This window comes from Nonomuraea dietziae (assembly GCF_014195505.1).
Classification (GTDB): Bacteria; Actinomycetota; Actinomycetes; order Streptosporangiales; family Streptosporangiaceae; genus Nonomuraea; species Nonomuraea roseola.
The window spans coordinates 371,942-388,677 of record NZ_JACIBV010000001.1; the positions used below are offsets into that span (position 1 = coordinate 371,942).

Consider the following 16,736-nt stretch of genomic DNA (forward strand, 5'->3'; position numbering starts at 1 on the left):
CCGACAGATAGGCCGACAACTGTGCGCGCGCGTGATCTGCTTGCCGATTTCCCGACCGTGGGGCTCGACACCCCCGTGATCGAAGCGGCCAGGCTCCTGGCCGACCAGGACCTACCCGGTTTGATCGTCGTCGACGCCGACGGCCTGCCCTTCACAATTCTTCCCGGCACCCAGGTGCTGCGCATGGCCGTGCCCGGCTACTGTCAGGACGACCCCGCGCTGGCCCGCGTGATCGACGAGGCGCACGCTGACCTGTTCCTGCGCCAACTCAGTGAACGGACCGTGCGTGAGGCGCTTCCACGAGAACGGCGTGAGCTGCCCGTCGCCGATCTGAACGCCACCGTGCTCGAGCTGGCCGCGCTGATGGCCCGCACACACAGCCCGCTGGTCGCCGTCGTGGCCGGAGGCCGGTTGCACGGCGCGGTCACGCTGCAGGCGCTGCTCGACCGGGCGGTGGAGGCGTGACGGTCACCGCATGGCTGGCGGTGGCGATCTTCCTGTGCGCCTACGCCCTCATCGCCACAGAGAAGATCCACAGGGTGGCGGCAGCGCTCGGCGCGGCCGGCCTCATGCTGCTCATCCACGCCACCGACGCCGAGGCCGCCTTCTTCTCCGAGCACTCCGGCGTCGACTGGAACGTCATCTTCCTGCTGCTCGGCATGATGATCATCGTCGGCGTGCTCAAGCAGACCGGCGTCTTCGAGTACCTGGCCATCTGGGCGGCCAAACGGGCCAGAGGGCGCCCCTTCAGGCTGATGGTCCTGCTCGTGGTCATCACGGCGGTCGCCTCCGCGATGCTCGACAACGTCACCACGGTGCTCCTCATCGCCCCCGTCACGTTCCTGGTCTGCGAACGGCTGGCGCTGCCCGCCGCGCCGTACCTGATCGCCGAGGCGATGGCCTCCAACATCGGCGGCGCGGCAACGCTGGTCGGCGACCCGCCCAACATCATCATCGCCAGCAGGGGAGGGCTGTCGTTCAACGACTTCCTCATCCACATGGCGCCGCTGGTCGTGGTGCTGATGGTGGTCTTCGTCGGGCTGTGCAGGATCCTGTTCCGCAAGGTGTTCGTCTACGACCCCGAGCGCGCCGCCGAGATCATGGCGCTCAACGAGCGCGAGGCCATCCGCGACCCGCGCCTGCTGTGGCAGGCACTCGGCGTCCTGGCCCTGGTGATGGTCGGATTCGTGCTGCACCCCGTGCTGCACTACGAACCCTCCGTCGTGGCGGTGCTGGGTGCGGGCGTCCTGGTGGCGGCGACGAAGGTCACCACGGAGGAGTCGCTCGAAGAGGTGGAGTGGCCGACGCTGGTCTTCTTCGCGGGGCTGTTCGTCATGGTCGGCGCCCTGGTGAACACAGGGGTGATCGGGGAGCTCTCCCAGATGGCGGTCAGCGCCACCGAAGGCCAGCTGGGATTGACCACCATGGGGTTGCTGGGGGTCTCGGCGGGGCTGTCGGCGATCGTGGACAACATCCCGTACGTGGCCACCATGAGCCCGATCGTCGCCGAACTGGTTCAGGCCAACGGCGGCAACGGCGCAGGGCAGGTGCTGTGGTGGGCGCTCGCCTTCGGCGCCGACCTGGGCGGCAACGCCACCGCGGTCGGTGCGGCGGCCAACGTCGTCGTCCTGGGCATCGCCGCACGTAATCGCACGCCGATCAGCTTCTGGGAGTTCACCAAGTACGGCCTGATCGTGACGTTGGTGACGGTTTCACTGACGGTGCCGTACCTGTGGGTTCGTTACCTGATGTGAGAAAGCCCCCGTCTCAGGGACTCTGCCGACTTTCACGTTCCTGGTCCCAGCGGTCCAGGAGTTTGGGGAATTCACGGGCCATGAAGCCGTACATGTCCCGCATGAGTTCCAGCCGCCGCCTGGGTCCAGGGGAGTCGCCGACCGCGCGCAGACCTCGCTGTGCCAGCGCGCTGAACGCGTCGAACTCGCTCATCTTTGCGCGGAAGGCGCGGGCGAAGACGTCCTCCTCCAGCCGATAGCGATCCCTTCGCTCCTGCGGCGGGCGAAAGCGGACGATCAGCCCAGCCCCCTCCAGTTGGCGTAGCGCCACGCTCATGCTGCTCTTCGCCACACCCAGCCGCCCGCCCAGCTCGGACGCGTCAGCCGTGCCATCGGAACTGGCCAGCAGCCATCCGATGGCGCGGCCGGAGGTACGACTGAGACCCAGCCGTTCGAAGTACAGCCCCGCTTCCTCAACGAACTCCTCCACGTCACCCATGGAGACAGTGTAGGGTTCGGATTGTTCGGACACTACCGAACCAACCGAAGGGCGGTTTCGAGATGCACCACGGGCAACTCACCGTCGCCATCACCGGCGCCAACTCCGGCATCGGCCTCCGAGCCGCGCGCCGCCTTGCCGCCCAGGGACACCGTCTCCTGATCATCTGTCGAGATCCTGGGCGCGGTGAGGCTGCGGCGGCCACGATCGAGAACAGCCGACTGATCGTCGCCGATCTGGCGGACCCCACCTCGATCGACGAGGCCGCCGCCACGATCACCCGCCAGGTCGGCCACCTGGACGTACTGATCAACAACGCCGCCGTCTTCGACCAGGCGATGCGCGAACCTGCCATCACCCCGGCCGGTCATGAGCTGTTCTGGGCGACCAACCATCTCGGGCCGTTCCAGCTCACGGCGCGGCTCAGCCACCTCCTCGCCGCCGCGCCGAGGCCTCGCGTGATCAACGTTGCCAGCAAGGGGCTGGTCACGATGCCGCGCATCAAGATCCGCTTCGACCAACTGGATGAGACGGACTGGTACAGCCCGACGCGGGCCTACTACCACGCCAAGCTGGCGCAGATCATGTTCACCTATTCGCTGGCCATGCGGACAGGTGACAGTCTCGATGTCGCCTGTGTGCGCGTGCCCTCCGTCCGGCTCGACGCGGAGCGGGTCGCCGCGATGCCCTGGTTGCTACGCACCCTCTACGCGCCGAAGAACCGAGCCGCTCTGCCACCGGATCGGCTCGGCGAGTCCTATGCTCTCCTGACCACGCGAATCGAGTCCTGGCGCGATCGGCCCGCATCCGGCGGGCCACTGCACGGCATCTACCTTGACGAGGACCTCCACCCTGTCCGGGCCCCGGCACAGGCCTACGACGCCGCAGCGCGCGATCGGCTCTGGTCCGTATCCCAGCTCGCCACGGGCCATCCGCAGTGGGCCTGGTGACATGGACCTGACCACCCGACGCGTCTCCACCCGGTGGCGTGACGACGCAGCACCGTGGCGGTGCTGCGGGGGTCTCTTTCGGCTGCCAGCGGCTACCGATTGTGGTCTGCTTTCCGCCACCAAGCGGCGGTCGCGTACACACCAACAGAGCCGGTGCTCAGCACCAGCAGGAAGCTCAGGACGTTGGGTGGGTCGTGGCCAGGGCCCGCGGTACCGGCGAACAGGCCGGGCACCGACCAGGGAAAGTAGGCGCCGAAGCCGAGTGCGGCGACGACCTGGGCGGTGAAGAGCGCGGCGAAGAGGGCGGCCACAGCTGCCAGGTAGCCGCGGCCGGTGCTGGCGGCCAGGGACAGCTGAGCAGCGAGGTCAGCGACGCAGCGATCAGGACTCTCGCAACGCCCTCGGCGACGTGTTGTCCCGACCAGCCAGGTAGGCCCAACAGCGCGCCGATCAGCAGGCCGAGCCCGCAGACCTGGACGGCAAGGAGCACTGACCAGAGCCCGGCGATGATGAATTTGGCTCCGACGATGGCAGATCGGGAGGTGGGCAGGGCCAGCAGGTCCTTGGCGGTATGGTCGCTGAACTCACGGCCGAACAGCCAGATGGCGATCACTCCGTAGATCAGCAGGCCGCCGACTGCGACGGCCTGGGCCAGCAGTGCCAGGTAGCCGGTCCAGTCGGCGGTGGCGCCGCTCAGCTGGGCCTTGGCGCCGAGCAGGCCGAGAGCCTGCGCTCGCTGCGGGTCTTGCAGGATGAACATGAACAGCCCGCAGACGAGGGTGGCCACGGTGAAGGCCAGGGCGCTGATCCAGGGTAGGCGACTGCGCCGCACTTTCAGCAGCTCCGCCCATAGCGCTTCACGCATTGTCGGCTCCCACCACGCGCAGGAAGTAGGTCTCCAGATCTTCTTCCTCGACGAGGAGCTGGACGGGTGGCACCCCACACTTCACCAGCACGGTGGCGACCTGTTCGGGGTGCTCTATGGCGTGGTCGTCGGTGAGCACCAGGTCGGACGCGGGGTGGTAACCGCGTGTGCTGAGCACGTGGTGGGCCTTGGTGTCGTCACGGGTGGCCACCCGTAGGCGACGCCGCAGCTGCTGGTCCAGGCCGCTGGCGGCGAGTTCCTGGAGCAGGCGGCCGTGATGGAGGATGCCGATGCGCGTAGCCAGCCGCGCGACCTCGGTGAGCAGGTGGCTCGACAGCAGCACCGTGGTGCCGTGCTCGCGGGCAAGGTCGGCCAGCAGAGCGCGGATCTCTACGACGCCGGCGGGATCCAGGCCGTTGACGGGCTCGTCGAGGATGAGCAGTTCGGGAGCGTGGACAAGGGCCTTGGCCAGGGCCAATCGCTGCAGGTTGCCCATCGACAGGGCCTGTGCGCGGCGGTCGGCGTAGGAGGTGAGGGACAGGCGCTCGATGATGGCGTCGACCGGTCCTGGCGCCGGTCGCGTGGGCAGGCGCCGCAGCCTGCGCACGACCTCCAGGTTCTCGCGGACGGTCAGCTCAGGGTAGGCGGCGGGAGCTTCCACGAGGTAACCGGTCCGGCCCCATGCTGCTCGCTCACCGCGGGACACCCTGGCGCCCAGCACGCTCACCGAGCCCTCGGTGGGCGTGATCATGCCGAGCAGCATGCGGATCAAGGTCGTCTTGCCGGCGCCGTTGAGCCCGAGCAAGGCGTAGATCTGACCGGCCTGCACCTGCAAGCTGACGCCATCGACGGCCACGACGTCGCCGTAGCGCTTGGACGCGTTGACGACCTCGATGACCGGCACGGGTTCACTCTGCCCGATCTTGACCGTCATTGATAGGTTCCTGTCGGGTGCGCCGGGAAGTCTGGTCGGCAGTCATTTTGTCGATCACGAAAGGGGTGCCTGGCGCGTGTGCACTCGTGTCCTGGTCGTGTCCTGCCCGACCGTCACGGTCGCCGTCGTAGACGGTCATGGGCTTGCGGCCCTCGTCCTGTCCGGAACGCAGATGCCAGGCCCGGCTGCTGTCTCTCGGCGTCGACCTCGCCGGCACCGCCACCTCCGTCGGGACGCCGGCCCGCAAGGCGGCCATCAGCGCAGGTGACCGCGCTGCCATCAGCTTCTCGACCTTCACCGCGCCACCGTGATCACGGTGGACCTCGTGGCTACCCCCATCTCCCCCTGTGACCATCGATCGAGGTTTCTGTGAGTGTTCTCCTGCTCGTGTTCGCCGGCCTCCTGCTGCTGGCGGTGCTGCTGTCCAGCCTGGCCAACCGCACGATCCTGTCAACGGCGGCGCTGTTCCTGGTGGCGGGGTTTCTGCTCGGCGACGGGGCGCTTGGTGTGGTCTCGCTCGCCCCAAATGACGAGATCGTCGCGACGCTGGCCGAGCTGGCCCTGTTCGCGGTGCTGTTCACCGACGGCATGCGGGTGGGCTGGAAGGATCTGCGCACCGCGTGGCGCCTGCCTGGCCGGGCCCTGGGGTGGGGACTGCCGCTCACCCTGGTTGTGACCGCGCTGGGCGCGCACTATCTGGTCGGCCTAGGTTGGATGGAGTCCTTGCTGATCGGCGCGATCCTCGCGCCCACCGACCCGGTCTTCGCCGCCGCGCTGGTCGGCAACGAGAAGGTGCCGCCCCGGCTGCGTCAGCTCCTCAACGTCGAGTCCGGTGTCAACGACGGGCTGGCGCTGCCGTTCGTGATGCTGTTCCTGGCGGTGGCCGCTGGATCGGAGAGCCTGCACCTGGGTGAGCTCGGCCTGGAGCTCGGGTTGGGCATCGTCATCGGGGTGGCGGTGCCGTGGGTGGCGATCAAGCTGGAGCGCACCCGCTGGTTCTCCGCCTCCACCGCCTACGAGCCGCTCAACGCCCTGGCGATCGGGCTGCTGGTGCTCGCGCTGGGCAAGGCCACGCACGGCAACCTGTTCCTGGCCGCCTTCTGTGCCGGCATCACGGTGGCCACTTTCGGAGAGCGGCAGCGCGAGTCGTTCGAGCACTTCGGCGAGCTGATCGCCGAGCTGTTCAAGCTCGCGGCCCTGCTGGTGTTCGGCGCGTTGATCAGCCTGCCGCTGCTCGGATCGGTCGGCTGGCGGGGATGGCTGTTCGCCATCGTCGCGCTGGTGCTGGCCCGGCCGCTCGCCATCTGGATCTCCTTCCTGGGCTCCGGGCTGAACGTGCGGGAACAGGCCGCGGTCGCCTGGTTCGGACCCAAGGGCTTCGCCTCGGTGGTCTACGGCCTCATCGTCCTGGCCTCCGGCATCGCCGCCGCGCAGGAGGTCTTCCAGTTGGTCGCGGTCACCATCGTGGTCTCGATCCTGCTGCACTCCTCCACCGACATCGTGGTGGCCCGATGGTTCGACGACGAGCAGGAGGTGCCCGCCTGGTACGGCGTCGCCCGCCGCCTGCGCGAGCGGGTGCGCAAGGAGCGGGGAGCGTCCTGACGCTCAGCCGCCCTGCGTGATCAGCGCCACCAGGGCCCAGGCGAACAGTGCGGTCTGGATGACGAGCTCGCGCCAGGCAAGCCGTGGGTTGGCCTGGATGGCGTACGACATGGTCGTGATCGGCGTGCCGGGTGGCGGGGGTGTCCGGTCCGGCGGGAGAGGCTGGGTGAAGCGGTGGAAGAGCACCTGGGTCAGAGTCAGGCCGACCAGCAGGCCGGTGATGAAGCTGAGGTGCTCGAGCCCGACTGTGGCCAGCAGCGCCACCAGGACGGCCATGAGCGTCAGCAAAATGTGGTCGAACACCTTGCTGGCCTGGCTGCGATGGTAGGCGGCGATGCGCTTGATGCGGACGTCGTAGGGGATGGCGAACAGGTTGATGAACTTGATCAGCGCCTGCAGGATGTACAGGCCGAGCAGGATCTTCAGGGCGAGGGCCATGTTCACTCCTTGACGGGGTCGCCCCCGTCGAACCAGGCCGCCAGAGTCACCACATCCACGAGCCGTAGTGAGCCGGACGGCAGGCCGAGGACGCGCTCGAGCGCGTCGGTGTAGGCCGCGACGACCGGCCGGACGCGGGTGGCCGAAGGGGCGTGCGGCTTCTGGGTGAGGAACAGCTCGCCCAGGGCGTCATTCAGGTCGTTGACGAGCGACAACAGAACGCGCGCCGTCTGTTGCGGGTCGCGCGCGGTGAAGGTCCCTTCTGCGACACCCTTGCCCACGATCGCGGCAAGCAGGGGCACGATCCGCGCGGACACCACCGAGCGCGTCTTGTGTCGGACGACGGCGTTGTCGTCGGAGTACCAGACCCTCAGCAGCGCGGTCAGGAGATCCCGTCGCTGCGTCTTCCACCCGGCCAGGGCGGCGAAGAAGCGTTGGAGGTCGTCCAGTGCCGAATGGTCGGGCGTGTCCACGAACGGCGTCAGATGCGTTTGCAGGAGGTCGGCATTGCGCTCCACCACGGCCTGCAGGAGGGCCTGCTTGGAGTCGAAGTAGTGATAGAAGGCTCCCTTGGAGGTGCCGACCTCGGCCAGCACGTCCTGCACGCTCATCCGTGCGTAGCCCTGGCTCTCGATCAGGAGCTGTGCGGCGTCGAGGAATTCCTCCCGCCGAGCTGTGTGCGCAACCGCGTCGATCGTCCGGGCCATGAGCGACTCCATTAATAAACCGACCGTTGGTTTATTAATGACCCGTGCTCGGGTGGCTGTCAAGCCTCCACCTCTTCGCCTCCTTGCTGCTGTGCTGATGCCAGCGTTGCAGCAGAGCGGGCAGTTCGCCGAGCAGGAACTCGTAGAAGTCGCGCATCTGTGTGAGCCGCCGGTGTGCGGGATCGTCGGCCTCGGTGGAGTCGATCCCGGCTCTCGCAGCCTGGAGCATGGTCTGGATGACCGTGTTCTGGCTGGTGAAGAGGGTGGCCCAGGCGTCGTCGCGCAGCCGGTAGTGCTCGCGGCGGCTGCCAGGGGCGGGCAGCCGTTCGATCAGGCCGACCGTCAGCAGTGATTTCACCGCGCCGGAGACCGCGCCCGCGCTGGCCTCCAGCCGTTCGGCGATCTCGCCCGCCGTCACGCTCTCCTGGTCGGTGAACAGGAACACCGCCAAGGTCCGCGCGGCCATCCGCTGCAGCCCGCCCTCGGTCAACACCAAGGCCAGCTGCTCGGCCGCCTGCCACTGCTCACGCTTGTCGTTCACGCTCAACCTCCGTGGCGAGGATATCCAACATCACGTGACTTCAGAATTTTCTGAAAATTCGGTATACTGATGGCCATCGGGGTCCGCTGTGCGGAGAGGCCGATGGTGTGCCGGGAAGCCTGGTCGGCGATGTGTGATCCAACCCACGTCGACGAGGAGATGACCCCGCGATGACCCTGCTCAGCCGCCTGTTCGGCGTGCGTCCCGCCGTCCGGCACCCGGTACGCGTACGGCGCGACGTCCAGATCCCGGCCGCCGACGGCGTGCCGCTGCTGGCCACCCACTACTACCCGGCGGGAGTCCACCGCCCGCCTCTGGTGCTGCTGCGCAGCCCGTACGGCAGAGGCAACCCGCTGGACCAGTTGCCCAGAGTCCTGGCCGAACGCGGCTACCAGGTGCTGTATCAGAGCCTGCGTGGCACGGCCGGCTCCGGCGGACGCTTCGACGGATTCGTCATCGACCCGGCCGACGCCGACGGCACGCTGAGCTGGCTGCGCGCCCAGCCGTGGTTCGGCGGCGTGCTGGCGACATGGGGAGCCAGCTACCTGGGTTATGCCCAGTGGGAGCTGGCCGCCCGGCAGATCCCCGAGTGGAAGATCGCCGTCATCCAGGACGCCCCTTCGGCCTTCGCCGAGGGGTTCATGTACCCGGGCGGCGCCTTCGCCCTGGGCAACGCGCTCGGCTGGGTCCAGCTCGTCGACACCATGTTCAGCGGCGACTTCTCGCTCGTCCGGCAGTTCCTGGCGGTGCCCGCCGCCGGCCGTAAGCTGCGCCGCGCCAGTGCCACGCTCCCGCTTGCCGAGGCCGATCGGGCGCTGACGGGGCACCGGGTGAGCTGGTTCCAGGAATGGATCGGCAACGGCCCCGACCAGGCGTACTGGTCGCGCATGGACCACCGCGCCAACGTCGGGCGGATGCCGCCCGTGGTGCACCTGCAGGGAGGCTGGTACGACTTCTTCCTCCCCGGCATGCTGACCGACCACGCCGCGCTGCTCGCGGCGGGCCGTACGGTCCGGCTGCTGATCGGGCCGTGGGGCCACGGCAAGGGCCTGTACACCCGCGACGGCATGCGTGACGCGCTCGCCGCGCTGGACGCGGCCCTGCTCGGCAGGCGAGCCCTCTCGGGGGTGCGGGTATTCGTCACGGGCGCGAACAGGTGGCAGGACCTGCCTGGATGGCCGCCCGCCCATGAGCCGACACCCTGGTACCTGCATCCCGGCGACGGGCTGAACCGCACGCACGCCGACCCCGCAGCCGGCCCCAGCCGCTACCGCTACGACCCGGCCGCCCCCACGCCCACCGTCGGCGGCACGACGGTGAGTATGTCGTCGGGCCCGGCCGACAACCGCGCCATCGAAGCCCGGCCCGACGTGCTCACCTTCACCACCGCCCCGCTCGCCCGCGAGGTCGAGGTCATCGGCCCGGTCCGGGTCCGCCTGCACGCCCGCGCCTCCATCCCGCACGTCGACTACGTGGCCCGGCTGTGTGAGGTGAGCCCGCGCGGCCGCTCGGTCAACCTCTGCGACGGCGTCGCGCGTCTCGACCCTGCGAGCGACATCCCTCGCGACAGCGACGGGGTGATCACCGTGGACATCGCGTTGTGGCCACTGGCGCACCGCTTCCGCCGCGGCCACCGCATCCGGCTGCAGGTCTCCAGCGGCGCCCACCCCCGCTACGGCCGTAACCCGGGCACCGGCGAGCCCCTGGCCACGACGCTCGCGTTGCCCGCCTCCATCCACGAGATCTTCCACGACCCCGACCACCCGTCAGCCCTCTGGCTACCCCTCACGGAGGAAACCTCATGAAGCTGCTCGTCCTCGGCGGTACCCACCACGTCGGCCGCGCGATCGCCGAGACCGCGCTGGAGCGCGGCGACGAGGTGACCACGCTCAACCGCGGTCTCAGCCGCCCACCGGCCCCCGGAGTCCGGGCGCTGCTCGCCGACCGCACCGACCCCGAAGCCGTGACGGCCGCGCTCGGCGACGGCGAATGGGACGCCGTGATCGACACCTGGGCCTGGGCACCGCGCGTGGTCGCCCACAGCGCCCGGCTGCTGGCCGGCCGCGCCGGACACTACGGCTACGTCTCCAGCCGCGGCGTGCACCGCTGGCCCTGGCCGGCGGGCGCGGACGAGAGCGCCCCGCTGGTCGACGGCGATCCTGCCAGCGACGACAGCGCCGACTACGCCGCCGCCAAGCGCGGCGGCGAACTGGTCGTCACCGAGGTGTACGGCGAGCGCGCCCTGCTGGCCAGAGCCGGGATGATCCTCGGCCCGTACGAGGACGTCGGCCGCATCCCGTGGTGGTTGCGCCGCCTGGAGAAGGGCGGACGCGTCCTCGCCCCCGGCCCGGCCGAGGCGGCGCTGCAGTACATCGACGTCCGTGACCTGGCCGCCTGGATGCTGCGCTGCGCCGAAGGCGGCGTGGGCGGCGCCTACACGGCGACAGGCCGCCCCCGCGCCGTGACGGTCGGGCAGCTGCTGACCACGGCGCTGGAGGTGACCGGCTTCGAGGCCGAGCTGGTCTGGGCGCCCGCCGACCTCCTGCGGCAGGAAGGCCTGTCGCTGGGCGCGGAGCTCGGACTGCGCCTGCCCGACGGCTCGACGCCCAGCGGCATGCACGACGCCAACGTGGACGCCGCCTTCGCCGCCGGGCTCACCACCCGCCCGCTGCGCGACACCCTCGCTGACACCTGGGCCTGGCTGCAGGCCGAAGGCGACCCCGTCCCGCGCCCGGACGCCCCCTCACCCGACACCTGGCTCGACCCGGCTGCCGAACAGCGCCTCCTGCGCCGGCTCTGACCAGCAAGGAAACCCTCATGCGCGCCATCATCATCGGAGCGGGAATCGCCGGCCTGGCCGCCGCTCTGCGCCTGTCCCAGATCGGCTGGGACACCCTCGTCATCGAGCGTGCCCCCCAGCGCCGCAGCGGCGGCTACGCCGTGACCTTCGGCGGCATCGGCTACGACGCCGCCGAACGTATGGGCATCCTGCCCGACCTGCAGAAGAAGTCCTTCATCACCGAGGAACTCGTCTACCACAAGCCCAACGGCGAGCGGCGCTTCTCCCTGACCCGCGAGACCATCGCCGCAACCACCGGCCCCCGTTCGATGACCATCCTGCGTGGCGATCTCGAAACCGTCCTGTACGAGCGCGTCCGCGACCATGCCGAGATCCGCTTCGGCACCTCCATCACCGCCGTCGACCAGGACGCGCACGCCGTCCACGTGGGGCTCAGCGACGGCACCGTCGAACAGGCCGACCTGCTGATCGGCGCCGACGGCCTGCACTCGGCCACCCGCGCCCTGGTCTTCGGCCCCGAGCGCGACCACTTGCTCGACCTGGAGCACAAGGTCGCCGTCTACATGCTCGACAAACGTCCCGACGCCATCGCGCCCGGCACCACTGGCACCCTGTCCGCCGGCGGCCGTACCGTGGCGGTCATCAGCGTCGGCGACGGCCGTAACGTCGCCTTCTTCGGCTACCGCTCCGGCCACGCTCGCCCAGGTGAGGGCGCGGCTACCGAGCTGCACCGCATCTACGGCGACCTCGGCTGGGTGGTCCCCGAAGCGCTGGCGGGACTGGAGCGAGCAGGCTCGGTCTACTTCGACACCGTCAGCCAGGTCGTCGCCCCCACCTGGCATCGCGGCCGCGTGGTCCTGCTGGGGGATGCGGCCTGGTGCGTCACGCTGTTCGCCGGATACGGCTCTTCCCTGGCCGTGGGCGGTGCCGACCGGTTGGGGGCCGAACTCGACGCCCACCCCGGCGACATCGGCGCTGCCCTGACCGCGTGGGAGAAGGCGCTCCGGCCGGAGGCAGAGAGGAAACAGAGGCTGGGACGCCGGGTCAAAGGCGTCTACGCGCCCGCCAACCCCCTGCTGCTGTGGCTGACCCAACTGCCACTGCGCCTGGCCGCCCTCCCGGCGGTACGCCGCTACATGATCCGCCGCTTCATCAAGGGCTGAACCCCTGGGTCCAGGAGCGGGCGGGAGTCGTTTGCGGGGGAGGGCGATCTTTGTCGGGCCCCCACTCGGGTCCGCGCGACCAGCCCCAAAGTAACGCATGCAATGTTTCAAGAGCGGCACGTAGTGGTCACGGATGGGCGGTACCGGACCGTAGCGACATCTATGCGGAGCAGGGTGCTTTGCGCATCTATGGCGATCGGAGGAGAAAGGATCCCTGCCGATGCGCAGAGAGTGGGAGCTGGAGGACCTCATCGAGTGCTGGACACTGGATGAGGCCGAGGCCGAGTTACTGGCGAACAAGAGCGGTGCCACCCGTCTCGGATTCGCGCTGATGCTGAAGTTCTTCGAGCTGGAGGGCCGCTTTCCGCGCCGGGAGGACGTGCCGAAGGCCGCGGTGGACTACGTGGCGGGGCAGGTGAAGGTCGATGCGGCGCTGTTCGCCGAGTACCGCTGGTCGGGCAGCACGATTGAGTATCACCGGGCGCAGATCCGCCGGTTCCATGGCTTTCGCGAGCCGACGGTCGCCGATGAGGACAAGCTGACGTTCTGGCTGGCCGACAAGATCTGCCCGGTGGAGACCTCGCGGGAGCGGCTGCGTGCCGCGCTGCTGACCCGCTGCCGAGAGGACCGCACTGAGCCTCCCACGCCCAAGCAGATCGAGCGGCTGGCCGGCGCGGCTGAGGCGCTGTTCGAGCGGGAGTTCACCACCACCACGATGCGACGGTGCCCCATCTCGGCAGCGGCTGCGCTTGAAGACTTGATCACAGTCCCCGACCCTGACCCCGATCCGGACGGCGAGGGCGGGGCCGGGGCAGCCGGAGCGCGCAGCTTCCTGCAGGAGCTGAAGGAGGACCCCGGACCGCTGCAGTTGGAGACGCTGCTGGCCGAGATCGTCAAGCTGGAGCGGGTGAAGGCGATCGGGTTACCGGAGGAACTGTTCGAGGGGGTGTCGGAGAAGGTGGTGGAGGTGTGGCGGGCACGGGCGATGCGCATGTACCCGTCCGATTTCGCCGCCGCGCCGGAGCCGATCAGGCTGACCTTGCTGGCGGCGCTGTGCTGGGTGCGCAAGGCCGAGATGATCGACGGTCTGGTGGAGCTGCTGATCCAGCTCGTCCACAAGATCAGCGTGCGGGCCGAGAGGAAGGTCGAAAACGAGCTGAGCAGCGAGTTCCGGAGGGTGGCCCGCCGTCTACGGCTCGGATCGCTGCCGGATCGGCAGGCCGGTGGCGGGGTCGAACGACTCCCAGCGTTGCACGACGGTCTGCCGCACCCCCTGGTCGAGCTGCGCCGCCACGCGGTGTTGCCCCTCGAAGTAGCGCCATTCGGCGTTGGGTTCGGTGTTCGGCTCGATTCCTCCGGTGCAGGCCAGGGCGAGGACCGCATCTTGTTCCCGATCGCCGAGACCTTGCTCGTCAAGGCGTTCGATGGCGTAGTCGCTGATGCGTTCGCCGTGAAGGCCGGCGGCTTGGGCCTGGCGGACCAGACGAATGGCCGCCTCTGCGGCCTGGCTCCAGTCCACCTGGTGGTGCCAGCGGCACGCACGCGGGGCCTGACGGGGCACGAGCCAGGGAGCCAGGCGGCGGATCCGCCGCCTGGCTCCCTGACCTTCGGGCCGATCATGCAGTCCGGTTCGCGGATCTCGTTGGGCACGGGCAGGCGGACGACCTTCACCACTTCATACACCGGCTCATACACCGGCTGGATCGACTCGCTCGGCTCCGGCATGTAAGCCATCTTTGCCTGCCCGGAGTGGGCGGGCCGGGGCAACGGGCGAAGTCATCGAGCCGCCGCGCCCGCCGCATCGGGAGCAGTGCTGGTCTTGTCGTCATGGTCGCGGAGCATCCGCACGACGGTCGCCGCCGAGGGGCGCCGTCCTTTCCTCTTGCCCCTGGTGACGACCAGGCGTGCGGCGATGTCGCGCGGTAAAAGGCTGCCCGGACCGTGGTGCCGGGCCCTCATCGAGGGTGGTTTTCGACGGCTCGCTGCCCTGCCCGGCCGCTGGGGTTCGAGGTGCCGGCCGTAGCGGCTATTGCGTAGGGCGCAGTGCCTGCCTTACTTCGCGGTTGATGGCCCAGGCGTCCGCCACTGGGCCTACGTGCCCGAGCTTGTCGGGGTTGATCACCGTGCGGATCGTCTGGATCTGCCCGTCGAGCACATCGAGCGCCAGGGCGTGCAGCACCTTGCCGCCCCGGTCGCGGAAGATCGCGCCCGGCTGGCCGTTGACCTCGTGCGGCTCGCCCGTCACGCCGATCAGGGCCATCTGAGGGAAGACCGAGGCGAGCAGCCGGGCCACGTTCTGGGCGCCGATAACGGCCTTGGCCAGTTGCGGGGCCTTGCCGCCGCCGTCACCGACCATCGATACATCGGCAGCCAGCAGATTCTGCAGGCCGGCGACGTCGCCTTCACGCAGGGCGTCGAAGAACCGCGACGCCAGTTCTTCTCGCTCCTTGCGGCCCGCCTGAAAGCGGGGCCGGCCTGCGGCCATATGGCGCCGCGCCCGCACCGCCAGCTGTCGGCACGCCGCCTCCGAGCGCCCCACCGCTGACGCGACCTCGGGAAAGCCGAAGTCGAACACTTCCCGCAGCACGAAGACCGCCCGCTCAAGCGGGGACAGCCGCTCCAGCAGCACCAAGGCCGCCATCGACAACGAGTCCGCCAGCTCCGCCGACCGCTCCGGGTCCTGGTATGGATCGGCGAGCAGCGGCTCAGGCAACCACGGCCCGACGTACTCCTCCCGCCGGACACGGGCCGAGCGCAACACGTCGATCGAGATCCGAGGTCACCGTGGCCGACAGGAACGCCTTGACCGTCCTGAGCTCGGTCGGGGCCGCTTCGAAGCGCAGCCAGGTCTCCTGGACCGCGTCCTCGGCCTCGCTCACGCTGCCCAGAATCCGGTAGGCGATCGAGAACAACAGCGGCCGCAGCTCCTGAAACTTCTTGGTCCTGCTCATGCCAGCTCCTCCGTGAAACCCTGCCGCCACGACGGGTAGCGCAGCTGCCAGCCGAGCTCCCGCTTGGCCTTGGCGTTGGAGAAGCCGCGCCCCTCGGTCATCATCGTCACCGCCACCTGTCCGACCAGCAGCCGGGCCAGCCATGTGGGCACCCGCTTCGGCCGCTTCGCTCCCACGCACTCCGCCAGATACGGCAGCCATTCGACGGCCGGGGCCGGTTCGTCGTCCACGATGTCGAACACACCTCTGGCCTTCTGCTCCACCGCCAGGACCGTGGCACTCGCCGCGTCGTCCACATGCACCCAGGAGGAGTAGCCGGTGCCGCCCCCCACCAGCGGAAACTGCCGCTTGCGGATGAGTTCGACCTGGTCGTCTATGGCCCCGTGCCCGTACAGCCCGCCATAGCGTAAGGCTGCACCGCCGGCCTTGACGATCACCTCCTCGACATGGCGGATCGCCGCCGCCCCGGCGCGTGCCACCGTATCCTCCTCCGGGTCCAGCGGGTCCTCCTCGGTTTTCACCCATCCGCCCTGCCGGATGCCGTTCCATGAAGCGTGGCTCTGCGCGACGAGGTGGGAGACCCCGGTGGCTTCGGCGGCGGCCAGCAGGTGGTCCGTCCCCTCCGTGCGCAGCCGGTTGGTCTGGGTGAGCCACCGGTTGAGGTGCTTGATGTCGGGCTTGCCCGCGTGCGTCCTCGACATCGCGCTCATCTGGTGCACGAGCGCGTCCGGCCGAGCGGTGGCCACCGCCTCACCGACCGACATCGCATCCAGGCCGTCCATCACCAACCCCTGCGCGCCCAACTCCGCCAGCAGCCCCAGCTTTGCCTCAGTCGTCGTCGTGGCCGTCACCTGGTGGCCTCGCGCCACGAGCTGCGACACCAGCCGCCGCCCCAGAACCCCACTCCCGCCTGCCACGAACACTCGCATGGTCATCACTCTCCATGGTCGGCCACGATCCCTCCGCGGAGGGGGCCAGATGATCGGAACTGGGTGTCGCCGCCCGTCAACCGGTGAAGGGCTCAAGGACGAAGCGGCCCCACGCGATGAACGCCGCAACCGCGAGGTAGACCAGGTTCAGCACCACGAACGCGGATTCGCCGCGTCGACCGTGGGTGATCATCGCGCCGGCCATCAGCAGGATCCAGCAGACTGCGGTCACCGGCACCAGAACCGGCGCGATGCCGAGCGTGGCGGGCAGGATCAAGCCCGCCGCGGCCAGGAGCTCAAGGACGCCGAGGGTCTTGACGAAGCCGACGCTGGCGTCTGCGGTCCATCCCCCACCATGGACCGCAGCCAGTTTCTCCTTGGGCACGAACGCCTTGCTGATGCCGCCGCTCAAGGCCACCACCGCCAGCAGTCCGGCAGCGATCCACAACGCTAGGTTCATCGTCCACTCCTTGATCGAGGATTGTCTGCACCCCCTAGACGAGACAGCGACCCCCGCAGTGACATCTCCCAGCCTTCGCAACCCTGCGGCCCCCAGGCCGCACCCGTGGCCCGCACCCCGCCACTGCTCGGCGGGCAGGGGTTTTCTCAGGGCAGGCGCAGGTT

The 16,736-nt window shown here is 69.2% G+C and carries 19 protein-coding genes; 8 read left to right on the plus strand and 11 right to left on the minus strand.

Translation table 11 applies throughout. The features are described from left to right. Nucleotides 1-21: 21 nt before the first annotated feature. Both FHR33_RS01870 and FHR33_RS01875 read left to right on the plus strand, forming a co-directional pair. The gene (locus tag FHR33_RS01870) at nt 22-465 is read left to right on the plus strand and encodes a CBS domain-containing protein (RefSeq protein ID WP_183642590.1); all 444 of its coding nucleotides are present in this window, start codon (nt 22-24) and stop codon (nt 463-465) included. After that, complete coding sequence (locus FHR33_RS01875) at nt 462-1,754, plus strand: ArsB/NhaD family transporter (protein WP_183642594.1); 1,293 nt, start codon at nt 462-464, stop codon at nt 1,752-1,754. The genes FHR33_RS01870 and FHR33_RS01875 overlap by 4 nt, the downstream gene beginning before the upstream one ends. Nucleotides 1,755-1,767: 13 nt before the next feature. Here FHR33_RS01875 and FHR33_RS01880 read toward each other — a convergent pair whose 3' ends face one another. Next, on the minus strand, nt 1,768-2,232 hold the full coding sequence (locus FHR33_RS01880) for a GbsR/MarR family transcriptional regulator (RefSeq protein WP_183642598.1): 465 nt from the start codon (nt 2,230-2,232) through the stop codon (nt 1,768-1,770). Between the two features lie 62 nt (nt 2,233-2,294). Between FHR33_RS01880 and FHR33_RS01885 the strand changes: the two genes are divergently transcribed. After that, on the plus strand, nt 2,295-3,182 hold the full coding sequence (locus FHR33_RS01885; RefSeq protein ID WP_183642602.1) for an SDR family NAD(P)-dependent oxidoreductase: 888 nt from the start codon (nt 2,295-2,297) through the stop codon (nt 3,180-3,182). A 175-nt stretch (nt 3,183-3,357) separates the two neighbouring features. Here FHR33_RS01885 and FHR33_RS01890 read toward each other — a convergent pair whose 3' ends face one another. From FHR33_RS01890 to FHR33_RS01900, 3 genes are read right to left on the minus strand one after another with little or no spacing between them, the layout of a single operon-like run. Further along, nucleotides 3,358-4,047 carry an ABC transporter permease gene (locus FHR33_RS01890; protein ID WP_221240881.1) on the minus strand — a complete coding sequence of 230 codons (690 nt, stop codon included), beginning with the start codon at nt 4,045-4,047 and terminating at the stop codon, nt 3,358-3,360. Then, the gene (locus tag FHR33_RS01895; RefSeq protein ID WP_183642605.1) at nt 4,040-4,981 is read right to left on the minus strand and encodes an ABC transporter ATP-binding protein; all 942 of its coding nucleotides are present in this window, start codon (nt 4,979-4,981) and stop codon (nt 4,040-4,042) included. The genes FHR33_RS01890 and FHR33_RS01895 overlap by 8 nt, the downstream gene beginning before the upstream one ends. Next, the gene (locus FHR33_RS01900) at nt 4,956-5,279 is read right to left on the minus strand and encodes a hypothetical protein (RefSeq protein WP_183642608.1); all 324 of its coding nucleotides are present in this window, start codon (nt 5,277-5,279) and stop codon (nt 4,956-4,958) included. The genes FHR33_RS01895 and FHR33_RS01900 overlap by 26 nt, the downstream gene beginning before the upstream one ends. A gap of 71 nt (nt 5,280-5,350) precedes the next feature. On the opposite strand from FHR33_RS01900, the gene FHR33_RS01905 reads away from it, so the two are divergent. Beyond that, the gene (locus FHR33_RS01905; protein WP_183642611.1) at nt 5,351-6,583 is read left to right on the plus strand and encodes a cation:proton antiporter; all 1,233 of its coding nucleotides are present in this window, start codon (nt 5,351-5,353) and stop codon (nt 6,581-6,583) included. A 3-nt stretch (nt 6,584-6,586) separates the two neighbouring features. On the opposite strand, the gene FHR33_RS01910 is transcribed toward FHR33_RS01905, so the two are convergent. From FHR33_RS01910 to FHR33_RS01920, 3 genes are read right to left on the minus strand one after another with little or no spacing between them, the layout of a single operon-like run. Further along, complete coding sequence (locus FHR33_RS01910; RefSeq protein ID WP_183642613.1) at nt 6,587-7,021, minus strand: hypothetical protein; 435 nt, start codon at nt 7,019-7,021, stop codon at nt 6,587-6,589. 2 nt (nt 7,022-7,023) lie between these two features. After that, nucleotides 7,024-7,728: a TetR/AcrR family transcriptional regulator gene (locus tag FHR33_RS01915; protein ID WP_183642617.1), complete on the minus strand. Its 705-nt coding sequence runs from the start codon at nt 7,726-7,728 to the stop codon at nt 7,024-7,026. A 34-nt stretch (nt 7,729-7,762) separates the two neighbouring features. Further along, nucleotides 7,763-8,269: a GbsR/MarR family transcriptional regulator gene (locus FHR33_RS01920; RefSeq protein WP_312895317.1), complete on the minus strand. Its 507-nt coding sequence runs from the start codon at nt 8,267-8,269 to the stop codon at nt 7,763-7,765. Nucleotides 8,270-8,439: 170 nt separating this feature from the next. Between FHR33_RS01920 and FHR33_RS01925 the strand changes: the two genes are divergently transcribed. The 4 genes from FHR33_RS01925 (at nt 8,440) to FHR33_RS51505 (ending at nt 13,961) form a co-directional block, all read left to right on the plus strand. Beyond that, entirely contained in the window at nt 8,440-10,074 is a 1,635-nt protein-coding gene (locus FHR33_RS01925; protein WP_183642620.1) for a CocE/NonD family hydrolase, read from the plus strand. After that, a complete protein-coding gene (locus tag FHR33_RS01930) occupies nt 10,071-11,069 on the plus strand; it encodes an NAD-dependent epimerase/dehydratase family protein (RefSeq protein ID WP_183642623.1) in 999 nt (332 codons plus the stop codon). The genes FHR33_RS01925 and FHR33_RS01930 overlap by 4 nt, the downstream gene beginning before the upstream one ends. Nucleotides 11,070-11,086: 17 nt before the next feature. Then, entirely contained in the window at nt 11,087-12,232 is a 1,146-nt protein-coding gene (locus FHR33_RS01935; RefSeq protein ID WP_183642626.1) for an FAD-dependent oxidoreductase, read from the plus strand. A 220-nt stretch (nt 12,233-12,452) separates the two neighbouring features. Continuing rightward, nucleotides 12,453-13,961, plus strand: coding sequence for a DUF4158 domain-containing protein (locus tag FHR33_RS51505; RefSeq protein ID WP_183642629.1), 1,509 nt, complete (start codon nt 12,453-12,455; stop codon nt 13,959-13,961). A 297-nt stretch (nt 13,962-14,258) separates the two neighbouring features. Here FHR33_RS51505 and FHR33_RS01945 read toward each other — a convergent pair whose 3' ends face one another. The 4 genes from FHR33_RS01945 to FHR33_RS01955 all read right to left on the minus strand — a co-directional run bounded on the left by FHR33_RS01945 (nt 14,259) and on the right by FHR33_RS01955 (nt 16,572). Beyond that, complete coding sequence (locus tag FHR33_RS01945) at nt 14,259-14,945, minus strand: sigma factor-like helix-turn-helix DNA-binding protein (RefSeq protein ID WP_312895318.1); 687 nt, start codon at nt 14,943-14,945, stop codon at nt 14,259-14,261. After that, nucleotides 14,938-15,183 (minus strand): sigma factor, encoded by a 246-nt coding sequence (locus FHR33_RS52385; protein WP_312895319.1) that lies wholly within the window; start codon nt 15,181-15,183, stop codon nt 14,938-14,940. The genes FHR33_RS01945 and FHR33_RS52385 overlap by 8 nt, the downstream gene beginning before the upstream one ends. Next, nucleotides 15,180-16,112 (minus strand): NAD-dependent epimerase/dehydratase family protein, encoded by a 933-nt coding sequence (locus FHR33_RS01950; RefSeq protein WP_183642632.1) that lies wholly within the window; start codon nt 16,110-16,112, stop codon nt 15,180-15,182. The genes FHR33_RS52385 and FHR33_RS01950 overlap by 4 nt, the downstream gene beginning before the upstream one ends. A gap of 76 nt (nt 16,113-16,188) precedes the next feature. Then, complete coding sequence (locus FHR33_RS01955; RefSeq protein ID WP_183642635.1) at nt 16,189-16,572, minus strand: DoxX family protein; 384 nt, start codon at nt 16,570-16,572, stop codon at nt 16,189-16,191. Between the last annotated feature and the right edge of the window lie 164 nt (nt 16,573-16,736).

Excerpts from the sequence above, each read along its gene's own strand:
- FHR33_RS01955 (WP_183642635.1), bottom strand. The coding sequence starts at position 16,572 with ATGAACCTAGCGTTGTGGATCGCTGCCGGACTGCTGGCGGTGGTGGCC.
- FHR33_RS01925 (WP_183642620.1), top strand. The coding sequence starts at position 8,440 with ATGACCCTGCTCAGCCGCCTGTTCGGCGTGCGTCCCGCCGTCCGGCAC.
- FHR33_RS01930 (WP_183642623.1), top strand. The coding sequence starts at position 10,071 with ATGAAGCTGCTCGTCCTCGGCGGTACCCACCACGTCGGCCGCGCGATC.
- FHR33_RS01950 (WP_183642632.1), bottom strand. The coding sequence starts at position 16,112 with ATGCGAGTGTTCGTGGCAGGCGGGAGTGGGGTTCTGGGGCGGCGGCTG.
- FHR33_RS01885 (WP_183642602.1), top strand. The coding sequence starts at position 2,295 with ATGCACCACGGGCAACTCACCGTCGCCATCACCGGCGCCAACTCCGGC.
- FHR33_RS01895 (WP_183642605.1), bottom strand. The coding sequence starts at position 4,981 with ATGACGGTCAAGATCGGGCAGAGTGAACCCGTGCCGGTCATCGAGGTC.
- FHR33_RS51505 (WP_183642629.1), top strand. The coding sequence starts at position 12,453 with ATGCGCAGAGAGTGGGAGCTGGAGGACCTCATCGAGTGCTGGACACTG.
- FHR33_RS01880 (WP_183642598.1), bottom strand. The coding sequence starts at position 2,232 with ATGGGTGACGTGGAGGAGTTCGTTGAGGAAGCGGGGCTGTACTTCGAA.
- FHR33_RS01915 (WP_183642617.1), bottom strand. The coding sequence starts at position 7,728 with ATGGCCCGGACGATCGACGCGGTTGCGCACACAGCTCGGCGGGAGGAA.
- FHR33_RS01910 (WP_183642613.1), bottom strand. The coding sequence starts at position 7,021 with ATGGCCCTCGCCCTGAAGATCCTGCTCGGCCTGTACATCCTGCAGGCG.
- FHR33_RS52385 (WP_312895319.1), bottom strand. The coding sequence starts at position 15,183 with ATGAGCAGGACCAAGAAGTTTCAGGAGCTGCGGCCGCTGTTGTTCTCG.
- FHR33_RS01935 (WP_183642626.1), top strand. The coding sequence starts at position 11,087 with ATGCGCGCCATCATCATCGGAGCGGGAATCGCCGGCCTGGCCGCCGCT.
- FHR33_RS01890 (WP_221240881.1), bottom strand. The coding sequence starts at position 4,047 with ATGCGTGAAGCGCTATGGGCGGAGCTGCTGAAAGTGCGGCGCAGTCGC.